10 protein-coding genes and 1 riboswitch are annotated in these 14,876 nt (G+C 51.0%); of the genes, 7 read left to right on the top strand and 3 right to left on the bottom strand.

Going from position 1 to position 14,876, the window contains the following annotated elements; genetic code table 11:
• Positions 1-47 precede the first annotated feature (47 nt).
• The 7 genes from ABXR35_RS20570 to ABXR35_RS20540 all read left to right on the top strand — a co-directional run bounded on the left by ABXR35_RS20570 (position 48) and on the right by ABXR35_RS20540 (position 11,404).
• Positions 48-4,037 carry an S-layer homology domain-containing protein gene (locus ABXR35_RS20570; RefSeq protein WP_367063927.1) on the top strand — a complete coding sequence of 1,330 codons (3,990 nt, stop codon included), beginning with the start codon at positions 48-50 and terminating at the stop codon, positions 4,035-4,037.
• Positions 4,038-4,162: 125 nt separating this feature from the next.
• Positions 4,163-4,265, top strand: a riboswitch (TPP riboswitch).
• A gap of 130 nt (positions 4,266-4,395) precedes the next feature.
• Positions 4,396-5,082 (top strand): thiaminase II, encoded by a 687-nt coding sequence (gene tenA / locus ABXR35_RS20565; RefSeq protein ID WP_367063926.1) that lies wholly within the window; start codon positions 4,396-4,398, stop codon positions 5,080-5,082.
• Positions 5,079-5,675 (top strand): ECF transporter S component, encoded by a 597-nt coding sequence (locus tag ABXR35_RS20560; protein ID WP_367063925.1) that lies wholly within the window; start codon positions 5,079-5,081, stop codon positions 5,673-5,675. The genes tenA and ABXR35_RS20560 overlap by 4 nt, the downstream gene beginning before the upstream one ends.
• A complete protein-coding gene (locus ABXR35_RS20555) occupies positions 5,659-7,329 on the top strand; it encodes an ABC transporter ATP-binding protein (RefSeq protein ID WP_367063924.1) in 1,671 nt (556 codons plus the stop codon). The genes ABXR35_RS20560 and ABXR35_RS20555 overlap by 17 nt, the downstream gene beginning before the upstream one ends.
• The gene (locus ABXR35_RS20550; protein WP_367063923.1) at positions 7,326-8,078 is read left to right on the top strand and encodes an energy-coupling factor transporter transmembrane component T family protein; all 753 of its coding nucleotides are present in this window, start codon (positions 7,326-7,328) and stop codon (positions 8,076-8,078) included. The genes ABXR35_RS20555 and ABXR35_RS20550 overlap by 4 nt, the downstream gene beginning before the upstream one ends.
• Positions 8,079-8,555: 477 nt before the next feature.
• The gene (locus ABXR35_RS20545; protein ID WP_367063921.1) at positions 8,556-9,284 is read left to right on the top strand and encodes a LytR/AlgR family response regulator transcription factor; all 729 of its coding nucleotides are present in this window, start codon (positions 8,556-8,558) and stop codon (positions 9,282-9,284) included.
• A gap of 296 nt (positions 9,285-9,580) precedes the next feature.
• Positions 9,581-11,404: a carbon starvation CstA family protein gene (locus ABXR35_RS20540; RefSeq protein ID WP_367063920.1), complete on the top strand. Its 1,824-nt coding sequence runs from the start codon at positions 9,581-9,583 to the stop codon at positions 11,402-11,404.
• A 75-nt stretch (positions 11,405-11,479) separates the two neighbouring features.
• Here ABXR35_RS20540 and ABXR35_RS20535 read toward each other — a convergent pair whose 3' ends face one another.
• The 3 genes from ABXR35_RS20535 to ABXR35_RS20525 form a co-directional block, all read right to left on the bottom strand.
• Positions 11,480-12,526, bottom strand: a complete 1,047-nt coding sequence (locus tag ABXR35_RS20535; protein ID WP_367063919.1) for a DUF4179 domain-containing protein — start codon at positions 12,524-12,526, stop codon at positions 11,480-11,482.
• On the bottom strand, positions 12,486-13,046 hold the full coding sequence (locus ABXR35_RS20530; protein WP_367064123.1) for a sigma-70 family RNA polymerase sigma factor: 561 nt from the start codon (positions 13,044-13,046) through the stop codon (positions 12,486-12,488). Before ABXR35_RS20530 ends, ABXR35_RS20535 begins: the two co-directional genes overlap by 41 nt.
• 280 nt (positions 13,047-13,326) lie before the next feature.
• A complete protein-coding gene (locus ABXR35_RS20525) occupies positions 13,327-14,730 on the bottom strand; it encodes an amino acid permease (RefSeq protein WP_367063918.1) in 1,404 nt (467 codons plus the stop codon).
• Positions 14,731-14,876: the final 146 nt, after the last annotated feature.

Here is a 14,876-nt window from a genome sequence, read left to right as displayed (position 1 = left end):
TCATCGACATATCCCATTTTCGGAAAAGAGAAAGGTAGGATCGGTTCATGAAAAAAAATAAAACCATTGCGCTGAAAGTGGCTGCGGCATTATTGGTTGCGATGCCGTCATTACCTATTCCGGCAGTCGTACAGGCAGCTCCGTCTGCACAACAGAGTATGCAATCCTCGGCGCAAATGCTCACCGATATTGGCGCACTATCCGCCGCACAACAAGAGCAGCTGCATCGCGCGTTTGCGGTCGGATTGATTCAGGGCTCGCCGGATGGACAGTTTCGTCCGCAGGCAGCATTGAGTCGTCAGGAGCTGGCATCCTTACTCGTTCAAGCACTGAACCTACCTGTGACAGCACAGCCAACCTCCTCATTCCGCGACGTTACGGCATCAGCATGGAGCTTGTCTGCCATCGAGGCAGTGAAGCAGGCAGGATTGATGCAGGGAGATCGCGACGGACGCTTCCGCCCGCAGGATTCGGTAACAGTGCAGGAATTGGTCGCACTGACTGTGCGTGTTTCACACACGGATTTGGAAGTGGATACGAGTACAACACTGCCTGATCTATGGAGCGGAGCAAGTGCATGGGCGGCTCCTTCGCTAATTGCCGCTTCTCAGCATGAGCTATTGAGCGAATATAGTGGCAAGCTACAGCCGAAAGCGGCTGTGAATCGTGTAGATGCGGCAAGTCTATTATTGTCGGCACTGTTTCCACAGCAGCGCATGTCTGCACTGCAAGCCGTATCGAATCAGCAGGTACAGATCAACGGAATCAGCTACGGATTGGGGCAGGATGTACAAGGTCTGCTGAATGAAAAGAATGCAGCAGCATTGAAGGGAGCGCAGCTGACCTTTGACACGAATGGACGCACCATCACCGCGATTCGCTCCTTGCATCTGAATGCGTCTGGTCAGCCAGCTGTAGCCGATGCTGCGGAATTCAGTGGCAATGTGAAGCTGGATGCAGGAGATACGGTCATTTATGGAGATATGACAATAGCTGGCGATTATATGTCTGTGCTACACGCACATATTCAGGGCAATCTAACGATTACCGAACGTGTGGCGAATGACTTTTATTCGGAAGGGCTTCAGGTGGAAGGCACAACCAATGTCAAAGGTGGAGATGATAACACCGTTGTATTCAACAGTGCAGTGCTGAACGATGTGAATGTGAGCAAGCAGGATGTTCATGTGGTTATGGATGCGAACTCGGTTGTATCTACCGTCAATGTGAATACAAATGCCAATATCGAGACTGGCTCGACCCTTCCGCTTGTGAATGTCACGAACGGTGCAAGTAGTGTACAACTGCAAGGAAATGTCAAGAATCTCAATGTGAGCAGTAGCCAAGCGACTCAGTTAACTGGAAACAGCTCTATTTCGCAGCTGACTGTGAGCGGTTCGGGATCACTGGCGCTAAATACAACAGGCACGGTACAAACCTTGCAGGTGACCCATCCGTCAGCACTGGTAAATGTAAGCTCTACGACGCAGGTGAGCAATCTGTCCTTGTCAAACGGCGTAGCGAGCAGCAATGTGACAGGGCTGTCGACGACAACTGGTTCGCCAGGCACAACGACAGGACCGACAAGCTCCAGTTCGTCCGGCTCTAGCAACCGGGCGCCAGTTTTGACAAGTTCGTTTCAAGAGATGGCTGCTACTGAGAAACGTGCAGATCGAATCATTGATCTGAATCGGTATTTTAGCGATCCCGATGGAGATACGCTGACTTACTCGGCATCCTCATCCAAATCGCTGATTGCCAAACCATCGATAAATGGCGGCGAGCTGTCCGTCAGCTTCCTATCCGCTGGAACAGCGACCATTACGGTTGCTGCCAATGATGGTAAAGGAAAACGCTCCAACACGACATTTAAGGTAACTGTAAATGGCAATCCAATCGTCACTAATGCGTCAGATCAGACGCTTACCTTGGAGCAGCCTGGCGTATCGTTGACATTGAGTGATTATTTTACTGATCCTGAGCAGGGAGCATTGACGTACAGCGTCATCGTTGATCAGCCGAATGTAGCGAAGCCAACGCTGAACAATAACGGTACGCTACAGCTTGACCCTTTGCAGGTAGGCAAAGCGAAAGTAACGGTAACAGCAAAGGATCATGCCGTAACCGATGACGGTACGCTTGGACAATCGACGATGACATTTCAGATCGAGGTATTGCCCGTTCCGAACCGTAAGCCCGTTGCTACTCCCTTGTTGCCAGTAACGGTAACGGTGCGCGGAGACGATGAAACGGTCGACCTGAGCGGTATATTTACCGATCCCGATGGCGATCCGCTCCAATTATCTGCTGCTTCAGTGGCTGCTGGCACTGCTAGTGCAACACTCAGCGGTACGCAACTGTCCGTTCATGCAGTGAAGGAAGGAACCACAACGATTGCGATTACGGCAAAGGATGGGCGCAGTGGTGAAATGGTAGTTGAATTGCTTGTTACCGTATTGCCCGCACCGAACCGCAGTCCGGTAGTTGCAGATACATCGCAAGCATTGACTCTGATTGTCGGACGCTCGGCAACCGATGTGGATCTGTCGAAGCTGTTCTCCGATCCAGATGAGGATGTACTAACCTATGAAGCGGTATCGTTGGATGTGTATGCGGTCCACACTTCGGTACATGCCAGCATGCTTAGCGTAACGCCGGGCATAGCAGGCATGACATCGATCAAGGTTTATGCACGCGATGGACGCGGCGGTGAGATTACTACCGATATTCCAGTAACGGTACTGGAAGAAGCTTCGATCTCATTCATTCCACAGCAAATTGTCAATTTGAACAAGCCACCGGTATGGTTTGGCTTGATGCCGTATTTGCAAAATATCGATCTAGATTCGATCAGTGTTACCGCCGATACGTATGATCATTCGATAGCAACCGTATCTGCCAAACAGGCGCGTATCCTGCTGACACCGATGCAGATTGGAGATACGACCGTTACGTTTGACGTATATGATCAATACGGTCGCCGCAATAGCTCCTCCTTTGCCTTGCAGGTTGTCAAAATCAATCATGCACCGACCGTTGCTGCTTCCATCTCGGAGCAGATACTAACGCCAGGTGTAACAAACGACCGTGATTACGATCTGAGTCAACTGTTCAATGATGAGGATGGAGACGCACTGACCTATACGTTGACTTCCAGCAATACGGATGTGGCAAATGCGTCGGTCAACGGCAATACCCTCACGCTCAAAGCAGGCACGATTAGCGGCGTGACAACTGTTACCCTTACAGCGGATGATGGGAATGGTGGAACGGTTCAATATACCCTCAATGTGCGTAATGCACTGCTGGTGAATACGTCAGTCATTACAGTGAATCTGAAATATGGTATGAATGCGATGGACTATGATCTGTCCGATTTATTCCCAGGACAGACCTCCTTCACAACGTACATGGGTACAGCAGATTCTACGTTTACAGGTCCTACAGCGCTGAATGGTTCGATGCTACAGCTCACTTCGCTACCTGTGATGCAGTGGGTGATTGGGGCGGATGGACGCGCTGTCGTATTCGTGGTGAAGCAGGACCCGATCACAACCAAGGATATGTACTTCTCGCAATATGTAGAGGGCTCCAATGGACGAATTGTGCTGCTGATGAATACAGTCTCCGCTGCAAGTAAAAATAAAGATTACAGTCTTACATTCTACAAATGGATGAAACAAACGAATACGATCAGCAGCGTTACCCTTCCGTTAGTGTACGATGGCACATCGCAAGGGATGAACTACATCGTAATCAACTCCACATTTTATGACTTTTTCGATATTACAGCAGCTTCGTATTACAATGACGAGGTAATGATCTATTCGCCAGCCGATTACAATCTGACTGGTGTCGTGCTCAAGCGTGGGAACACCGTGCTGGATGTGATCGGCGATCCTACTTCGCAAAATCAAATACTGCCAAACGGCGGCACGATTTTGCGTAAAGATGGCATCGGCTATGGATCGAATCAGTTCAATGTGTCTTATGAGTGGAATAAGTATCCGAAGGACACGTATCAATTTGTAAGATAAGCGTATGGACATCGGATCGCTAGGATATTGGCTTGACAGACAGAATCTCGCTGTGTAGAGTAAAAGGCAATTAAACAGTTCTGCATCAGATGCTTCGATAGGCACTGATGCAGGGCTCATAATCGAAAGACCACTAGGGGAGCCATATACTGGCTGAGACGGGATTGTCCCGGACCCTTGGAACCTGATCTAGTTCGTACTAGCGTAGGAAAGTGGAGACCGTGCAGGGATCAATGTGTTGATGCCGTTTATACTGCCGCTCCATTTGGGGCGGCTTTTTTGCGTATATTGGTCGATAGCGATCCATTTTCCGGTCAGGAGGTGCTTTCACACACTTCAGGCAGGGGAGAGATGAATCATGAGTTTTTCACAGGAGCTTCGTCAGGCGGCAGATCCGATTTTTGAGGCGATTTTTGATCATCCGTTTGTGCGGGGCATTGCAGAGGGTACATTGCAGCCGGAGCAGCTGGCGCATTATGTGAAGCAGGATTTTGAATATTTGAATGCGTTTATGCGCATCTATGGAACAGCGATTGCTAAGTGTGAGCGGCGCGAGGATATGGCGGTATTTAACGAGCAGATTTCGTTTGTGCTGCACAGCGAGATTCACCCGCATAACAACTTTTGCAAGGTGGCAGGTGTAGCATATGAAGATTTGCAAGGGTATCCGCTCGCTCCAGCCGCGCATCATTATATCCGCCATATGCTGACCGCTGCGCAGGAGGGCGATCTGGGCGATATTTTGGCGGTGCTGCTGCCTTGTCCATGGACGTACTGGGAAATTGGTGCACGGCTGTGGGAAGAAGTGAAGCCGGATCAGAGTCATCCCTTTTACGAATGGATCGACTTCTATGGCAATCGGACGGACAGCATTACAGCACGCTTTTGTCAGCGGCTGGATGAGCTGGCAGAGCAGACTACACCAGCGCATCGTGAGCGGATGAAGCAGCATTTTATACTGAGCTGTCAGTTTGAATATATGTTCTGGGATATGGCATATACCTTGCAGGATTGGCCAGTATCGTTGGAGGTGGCAACCGTATGAGCTGGAATTGGAAAATGAAAGAGGTTGTGCTGACCGTCATTTTATCCGTTGCCTGCGGCGTGATCTATCTCGGCTGGTCGACGCTATGGATTCCGATCTCGGCAGTAGTCGGTCCGGTTGGCGCAGGCTTTATGTTCGGCATCTGGGTGATCGCCAGCCCGATTGTGGCGTATATCATTCGCAAGCCGGGTGCAGCGCTAATCGCCGAGGTGGCGGCAGCGGCGGTGGAGATGCTGACTGGTAGTCATTTTGGATTGTCGGCGCTGTTGATCGGCGTATTTCAGGGGCTGGGTGCAGAGATCGCCTTTGCCATCTTTGGATATCGCACATTCAATGTGTGGACGATGATGCTGTCAGGTGCGCTGGCAGCGGTTGGCAGTATGGTGTACAGCGTGATCGCCAACGGATTCGGCTATTACACAACCACCATGTTCCTACTGACGCTGGGCATTCAGGTGATTAGCGGCATCATTCTCGGTGGTCTGCTTGCCAAGATGGTAGTCGAGGCACTCGGTCGTACTGGCGTGCTGGACTCGTACGAAATGATGAAATCGCGCCGCAGAAAAGGAAATGCTCATGGCATCGCATCCTGACGATCAAGAACTGTATGTCGGTTGCCGGGACATGTCGGTACGCTTTTACAATCGGGAGCAGCCGGTGCTGCATCAGCTGAATGTGAATATTATGCAGGGGGAAAAGGTATTGATTCTCGGACCTAGCGGCGGCGGTAAGTCTACGCTGTTGTGGGTGTTGGCAGGTATAATTCCAGAGCATCAGGAGGCGGAGTTGTCGGGAGATGTATTTCGTCAGCCTGCCTGCGGCGTAATGTTTCAGGACCCGGATTCGCAATTTTGTATGCTGAGGGTGGATGAGGAAATTGCGTTTAGTCTGGAAAATCGCTCTGTGCCGCGTGCCGAGATGGATCATATCATCGACGAGGTGATGCAGCGTGTTGGTCTGCGTGTGGATCGTCATACCTATATCGAGACGCTGTCTGGCGGTATGAAGCAACGCTTGGCACTTGCCTGTCTGCTGGCGCTGGAGCCGGAGGTGCTGTTCTTCGACGAGCCAACCGCGCAGCTTGATCCTGCCAGTCGTCGTGACATCTTCGCTCTGCTGGAAGGGCTGGGTCAGGAGAAGCGTCACACAATGATCGTGGTGGAGCATGTACTGGATGGCTGTGTGGAATGGATGGATCGAGTCATTCTGCTAGATGCACACGGACAACTGATCGCCGATGGTGCACCTGCACAGATCATGACACAGTACCGAACGCAGATGGAGGCAGCGGGTATCTGGCTGCCGCGTTTGTTTCCGTACCGCTGGGAAGACGTGTGTTCCAATCCCGCTCATCCACTAGCGCTAGAGCTGACAAGGCAGCTGGAATTTAGAATAAACAGCAACAGCGCTGATTCCCATCCCGTGAAGCGATCCAGCGAGGCTCCACTTTCGCAACCACGGCAAACTGACGTGACCAAGATGACAGCACCGATCCTGCAAACGCACAGACTGAACATCGGCTACGGTCGTCGTACGGTCATGAACGAGCTGAATGTGAGCTGTCAGCCGGGCGAGTGGGTTGCCATCGTCGGCGAAAATGGCAGTGGCAAAAGTACCTTTCTCAAAAGTCTGCTGCGACTTGAACCAGCGTTATCTGGCAACATTCTATTTCAAGGGAAAGAGCTGCGCAAATGGTATGATCGTGACTTATACGACGAAGCAGGCTTTGTTTTCCAAAATCCTGAGCTGCAATTCGTGACGGATATGGTGTATGACGAGATCGCCTTTGGCGGTAGGCAGCGCGGCTGGGATGAGATGCAGATTGATGAGAAGACGATGCAGCTATTGCACGAATTCGGGCTGGAGGATAGTGCGGATGAGCATCCATTTACCCTGAGTCTGGGGCAAAAGCGTCGGTTGAGCGTGGCGACAATGCTGTTATTTGACCAAAAGCTGCTGCTGCTAGATGAACCAACCTTCGGTCAGGATGCGCGTACATCCGCCGAGCTGGTTCATCGTCTGCAAGAACGGCAGCAGCAAGGAACGACGATTGTCATGGTGACGCATGATATGGAGCTGGTGGATGATTATGCAGATCGGGTGCTGCTATTCTCCAACGGTGGTATCGCGTATGATGGACCGCCAGCGGGGCTGTTTCTACATCCACATCTGCTGCGTGACAGCAGTATCATTCCACCGCTGTGCTACCAGCTGCATACGGAGCGGAAGGAGCGTCATGTCATATGAAAAGTAATGGTTCATGGCTGTCCACGCTCAATCCGTCGTGCAAGCTATTCGTGCATCTGCTGGTCATGTTCGCGCTCATGGGCATCAAAGACCCAGTGTTGACGCTGGTGTTATGGCTGTTGGCGGTAGTGATCGGTGTGACGCTGGGCGGCTGGACACCGTCGTATCTGCTGCGCCGACTGGTGCCGTATTTGCTATTCTTCGTAATGGTGTTCTGGATGCTAGCGGCATTTGGTAAAGGGGAGCAGGTGTTGTGGCAGTGGGCGTGGTTTCGAGTGAGTGAGGAGAGTTTGCGTAACGGTCTGCTGATCGGGCTGCGGATGCTCGGATTTGTCACGTATGGACTGCTCTTTACCTCTACCACGGATCTGAATCGACTGATGATGAGTCTGGTGCATCAATGCAGACTGTCGCCCAAATGGGCATACGGCATGCTAGCAGGCTTTCGCTTTATCCCCCTATTTCAGAGCGAATTAAAGCAGATGAAGGCAGCGCATCGGATTCGTGGGTATCGTCAGCGCAACAGTGGCAAGGCATTTATGCGGTATGCGCTGCCGTTATTTACGCAGGGCGTGCGCAAATCGGAGCGAATTGCGATTGCGATGGAAGCACGCGGGTTTACGGGAACACGGGAGCGGACGTATTATGTACAGCCAGTGATGACAAAAAGGGACTATGCTTACGCATTGGGTCTGCTGATTATGGCAGCGGCGCTGATTCTTCTGATCTCGCTGTCACCATCACTGTAGACATAAGAGATGTATGGCAAAGGACAGGACAAGCAGAACAGCTGCCTCCTGTCCTTTTTGTTGTATACGCCCTGTTGTATATGCCTGATAGGCTTTGTTTTTCGTTCCTGCTGTGATCGGCGAATATATACAAGGAAGCGGAATAAGCAGTGGCGAAGTGAGTGAGAACGGTAGCTGTATTTATAGAAGTAGACAGATCGCGACAAGCCCCTATACTGCCCGCTATCTACTCGCTATGTAATAGACATCATATAGAATGGTATACGCTTACATGCTACACTGACATTATCTTGCGATTCTCATGGCGGCAGTGCTGTCGCCTATACATAATGGATGCAAAGGAACGACCATTTCCAGCAGCGGTTAGAAATGCTGGATGCGTGTGAAGCAGACTTTGGTATCCCTCAAGCATCGAAGGGCAGTCGGCGTTCTTCCGTATCGCTCTGCCAACGCACACATAGGAAGGAGACATGGTCCATGCTCAAAACCTTTATTGTGGAGGATGAACCGCTGGCGCGGGATGAACTAATTTATCTGCTCAAACGAAGTAAAAAGGTACAGGTGATCGGCGAAGCGGATAATCTGCCTCAGGCATGGGAAGACATTGTGGAGCTCGAACCGGAACTGGTGTTTCTGGATATTGGGCTGGCGGAGCACAATGGGCTGGAATTAGCGCAGCGGTTGATGGAGCTGGATCGTCCACCTGCTGTTATTTTTGCGACGGCATTTGACGAGTATGCGTTGCAGGCATTTGATCTCAATGCGCTGGATTATATCTTGAAGCCGTTTGACGAGCGACGGATTCGTCAAGCACTCGACAAGCTGCTGATGCTCAAACAGGAATCTGCCATTTCCATGTCTGGCAGTGCAGTTCCTCTACTCAAGAAGCTGGCGGTATCGCTGGACGACCGGATTATGATGCTGGATATGGATCATATAGTCGTGCTCGCATCCAAGGAGGGTAAAATGTCGATCCATACTACGCAGGGAGCATTCCAAAGCGCCGAACCGCTCACTCGGATGGAGCAGCGGCTTGATCACAGCCGCTTCGTGCGTGTGCATCGTAACTATATCGTGAATCTGTCCTGTATTATGGAAATTCAGCCTTGGTTTAACTCCACCTATCTGCTGCTGATGAGCGACGATTCGCGGATACCAGTCAGCCGCAACTATGTAAAAACGCTGCGCGATTTGCTCGGTTTTTGAGCCATTCTTGCATGGCAGACAGACAAGAAACGTACCAGATGAAGCACATACAGATGCAGCCCTATTTACACAAGACAGTTGTATCGCATTGAGATACAGTTTAATCCCACGGCGCGATAGACCGAAATCTTAAATCAGCACCGCAAGGTAAGGCGGAACAACATGTATCCGAGCCTTGTCTCTGTGTAACTCATCCGGCATATATTGCATCTCATCGTGAAATCCTTATGATTACGCTTACATTTGCTATCGTAAAGGCGTAGATTGCAATGTGAAGTCAAGGGGAGGAACACAGAATGAGTGCAATTCCGATTATGATCGCTACGATCTGTATTCTGTTGATTGCTTACCGCCTGTACGGAACATTTATGGCGGTCAAAGTATTGAAGCTCAAGCAAATGGATGAACAATCGCAAACGCCGGCTTATCGACTAGAGGATGGCAAGGACTATGTACCGACGAGCAAGGTCGTTTCGTTTGGACACCATTTTGCAGCCATCGCAGCGGCGGGTCCGCTGGTGGGACCGATTTTGGCGGCGCAGTTTGGCTATTTGCCAAGTCTGATTTGGCTGTTGGTTGGTGCGGTCGTCGGCGGTGCGGTGCATGATGCGGTCGTGCTGTTTGCCTCCATGCGCAAGGACGGGCAATCGCTGTCCGAAGTTGCGAAAAAGGAGCTAGGACCAGTCGCGGGATTCTGTACTGGGCTTGCGATGCTATTCATCATTACGATTACGATGGCGGGTCTGTCACTCGTCGTGCTGCATGCGCTAGAACGCAATCCGTGGGGAACCTTTGCCGTCGGGATCACGATACCGATTGCGATGATGGTCGGCTTGTATTACAAAAAGACAGGCGATCTGAAAACGCCATCCATCGTTGGCTTTCTATTGATCATGGTGGGCGTTGGCATTGGACCGTGGATACAGCATTCGGTGCTGGGACAGTGGCTGACTTTGGAAATGTCGACGCTGGCAATCATCCTTCCTGTATATGCCTTCTTCGCGGCAGCGCTACCGGTGTGGCTACTGCTGGCACCGCGCGATTACCTGAGCAGTATTATGAAAATCGGCGTTTTCGTGGCGCTGGTCATCGGGGTCTTTATCGTCAATCCGGCGATTTCCTTTCCGGCGGTAACTGAATTCATTCATGGCGGCGGACCAATTCTCGCGGGACCGGTCTGGCCGTTCATTTCGATCACGATTGCATGTGGGGCAATCTCAGGATTTCACGCCTTCGTTGGCTCTGGTACGACACCGAAAATGCTACAGCGCTGGACGGATATTAAGTCGGTTGGCTTTGGTGCGATGCTGGTGGAGTGTCTAGTGGCAGTGATGGCGCTGATTGCAGCCATTTCGCTACAGCCAGCTGATTATTTTGCCATCAATTCCAGCCCAGCCGTGTTCGATACACTCGGAATGCAGACGGTGCATCTGGCAGAACTGAGTCGGGAAATTGGCATGGATCTGGAAGGCAGAACCGGTGGTGCGGTAACGCTGGCGGTCGGTATGACGTATATTTTCAAAAGTATTCCGTGGTTTGCCAGTCTCGCCTCTTATTTCTTCCAGTTTGTTATTCTGTTCGAGGCGGTATTCATTCTGACGGCGGTTGATGCTGGTACACGGGTATCGCGCTATCTGATTCAGGATTTCTTCGGTGAATTTTACAAGCCGCTCAAACGACTGGACTGGATACCGGGCGCGATTCTGGCGAGTGCGCTGGCATGTCTGTCGTGGGGCTATCTGCTCTTTTCCGGGGATATTGGTTCGGTCTGGGCGTTGTTCGGCGTATCCAACCAGCTGATGGCATCCATCGGGCTGATCATCGGAGCGACGGTCATTTTGAAATTCGCGGATAAACGCCGGTATATGCTCACCTGCCTCATCCCGCTAGCATATCTGTATGTGACCGTGAACTATGCGGGCTACTGGATGGTGCGACATGTGTATCTGAATCCAGACGCATCCGGGTATAGCGTGCTGAATGGTGTACTATCCATCATTATGCTTATTCTCGGTGCCATCATTCTGGTGACAGCGATCCAGAAATGGCGCCAGCTTTGGAACGATCCCAAAGGGCTAAAGGTGCAGGCAGTAGAGCTTGGAGCGCCTAGTAAAGCTTGAAGAACCACTCATCATCAACCATGACAAACGGACAGCGATCACAATCGTCTGTCCGTTTCGTCGTGGTTGGATTGGTTATGGATGGATTGGTGATGGAAGAGAAACATCAAAGGCTGGAAATGGAATCGCGATACTTTCATGATTCGGACGTGCAACATGCAGTACGGGCTTGATATGCAGCACCGTAGCATGTTCATCGACTGGATCCAACCGATGTTTGCCTGACGCTTGTACATTGCCGTTTTGCAGTGTATCCAAATGACTTTCGCTGCCTGTCGTATCCAAAGAGTTGCCGTTCTGGTCAGTCACTTCAAAGACAAGCCCACTCATGGAGCGCAGCCGCTCTGGGATGGCGGAATCTGCTTGGTATTGGATATTCAACTCAGCCACACCGGAGCGGATAGAGGGAATATGCAGCGTAATATTGGCAGCACGACCGGTATAATCGACGGCGATGTTCCGCGATTTTTGCTGCATATGAACGGGAACCTCAAATGACCATACCCGATTGTCTGGTCCAGCAATACGGAATGTAGCCAAGAATGAATCTGGCAGCTTCTGATGCGGATCGAAGTCCCATACCCCTTCCAGCGTATATTCATTTGATGAGGAAAAGGAACCGCTGCCGCCTGTAGGAATTTCTTTACCGTTAATCGACAATCTTGGCATGAGCAGTCGTTGATCCGACAGATCGGCGGGCTGCTCTGCCTGTAAGGAATAGCCCAGCGACAATCGGGTGTCATCGTAGTACAATTCACGCAGCGTAATGGTCATGCCATCCGCAATCTGAGATTGATCCAGCGGTACAGTCAACCCCTGCTTGCTGGCGCGCTGTAGCCCTACATCCCGCGATCCTAACAGAAAATCACCGACTACCGGAATCCGTGATACCATACTGGCGATAACAGGTGAGAAGCTGGCGGAGCCTATGAGAGCAGCAAAACAGATCAGCAGGGCAGCCGCCGCGGCAACCATACCTTTCCAATGCCGTAAACGAGGCTTACGGACAACCGTTTGCGGTACCGACTGTTGCGTCGCTTCGACAATGATCTGATCCAGCTTCATGTCCGGTACGGGAATATTATCGATCTCCGGCTTGAAAGAGGGATGTTGCTGATTCATCCTGATACACTCCTTTCAGTACAATACGCAGCCGTTCCAGCCCGCGCTTGATATTGGTTTTGACCGTACCGCGTGGACAATCCAGAATATCCGCGATTTGCGGAATCGTATAATCGCGATAATAGCGCAGGATGAGCACGGTTCGGTATGTTTCCTCTAATTGCCCCAGCGCCTGTATAAGATCCATATGTACTTCAGGCTCGATCGAGACGGACGAATTAAGCTGTGTATGCTGGAGAATATCCGGGCTGACAGGAACCATACGCTGCTGTTTACGAAGCCACGCTTGTGCTTGATTGATCAGAATCCGAGTCAGCCATGTTGAGAAGTAGTTGTCATTATGCAAAGTGGCGATGCTGCGAAATGCTTGATATACCGTTTCTTGAAATATCTCAAGTGCATCATGTTCATTGTGCGTATACAGAAACGCAATCCGGTACAGCTTTTGCTTTTCTGACTGCATTAGCGCCTGAAACGCTTCCGGGTCACCGCGCTTCGCCAGCGCCACCTGCTTGAGCATATTGGGCAATGGACGTACCTCCTTTTCTCTCTATTAGATGAAGCAGAGGGGCAAAACGATTCAACTTTTTCATATTGATTTGGAAAATAGTCATTTTCTTCTATTGTATAGGTAACACAGAGCAGGCAAAATCGAACGATGACTACAGATCAACATATCAAAAAACCGCCGGATCAAGGAAATGTCCCAGACCCGGCGATTTCTATCATGACTGTACACAGCCCTATTTTATTAGAAAAGAAGTTACTTTCTCTACTACGCTAGCCGTTTGACCATTCGCTCACGCATTGCTCGTACGCAGCTGCTTGAGCAGCAATGGATAAAAGACAATCCCGCTCACAATCAGCAGCACGCCAAACCAGAACGTTTTCCAATCTGCTGTTCCCGCATAGATGACCCACGCGGAGTAGATCGTAGCCAGCACCGCAATGATACCGTCACGCAGACGACGTTCCTGCGGGCCATAGCTCTCGCCAGTAATAACTAGACGCAATTGATACAGCGCGGAGATCAGATACGGCACCAGATACGCCAGCGTCGCAATCGCGATAATAAAATCAAACGCCTGCGAGATCGAGCCGGAGATGGTGGAGAAGATCAGCAGCTGACCGAGAATGTTGGAGATCCACAGCGACAATCGCGGCATACCTTTGCCGTTCACATCGCGGAACGGACGCAGGAACACGCCCTGACGCGCCGCTTCATACGGCACTTCCGCACTGAGCAGCACCCAGCCGATGGTAGACCCGATCAGGCTGATCAGTCCGAGTCCAGCGAGCAGATAACCACCAATCGGTCCCATAACCGCTGCCATCGCGTCAACAAGTGGATTTTGCGATTGCTGCAATTGATCGCCCGGCAGCAGTCCCATTGTCAAAATACTAATGCCCACATACAGCGCCAGCGCAATAATCAGACCAACGATGGTCGCGCGCGCCACATCCTGCTTGCGTTTGGCACGGGCGGCGAATACCATCGCCGATTCTACTCCGATGAATGCCCACAACGTTACAACTGCGGCACCGTTCACCTGCGACAGCAGACCAACCGTTTGCCCATCGTCGTCCACATGCGGCGCATTGAATGGACCGATATTCGCCTCTTGAAAAGCAAACAGGGCGATCACAATAAACAGCGCGAATCCGATCACCTTGGTCGCGGTAGCAAGCAGATTCATTTTGCCTGCGCCTTCGATGCCGCGCAGTGCAAGTGCATGCGTTCCCCACAACAGCAGGGAGCAGACGATAAAGTTCAGCGCATTGCCAGTTTTAATATCCAGCGATCCAATGCTAAACCAGACCGCACTACTTTTCATCGCTGGGATAAAGGTGGACAGATAACTGGAAAAGGTCGTAATTACCGCCACAAAGCCCGCTACATTACCAACCCAATATCCCCAAGAGGACATAAAGCCGGACAGCAGCGATAAGACGGGGCTGTTCGGAAACAGCTCTTTGGCATAAATTTGCGGTCCGCCGCTCAGCTCCGGCTTACGTAGTGCCAGATTGCCGAATACAAGCGCCAGCATCAGCACACCGAAGCCTGTAATGCTCCATGCCAGTACCGTACCTGCCGGATTGGACACCGCCGCCAGCGAACGCGGCAGCATAAAGATTCCAGAGCCGACCATATTGCCGACGACCAGCGCGGTCAGAATCCAGAATCCCACTCTATTGTTACTCATTGCTAAGACTCCTTCCGATTCGTTAAACATGTATATTTTTGCTATCATCGTATAAATGGGAGCATTTTTCCATACGTTCACATGATGAGTGACGTTCATAGCAGCTTTGTAAAACATATGACAGTTTTCTACTATACACTTTTCTC

Origin of the sequence: Paenibacillus sp. JQZ6Y-1, assembly GCF_040719145.1 — a bacterium.
Taxonomy (GTDB): domain Bacteria; phylum Bacillota; class Bacilli; order Paenibacillales; family Paenibacillaceae; genus Saccharibacillus; species Saccharibacillus kandeliae.
Note: the sequence above shows the minus strand (reverse complement) of the source record. Positions and strands in the feature narration are given on the sequence as shown.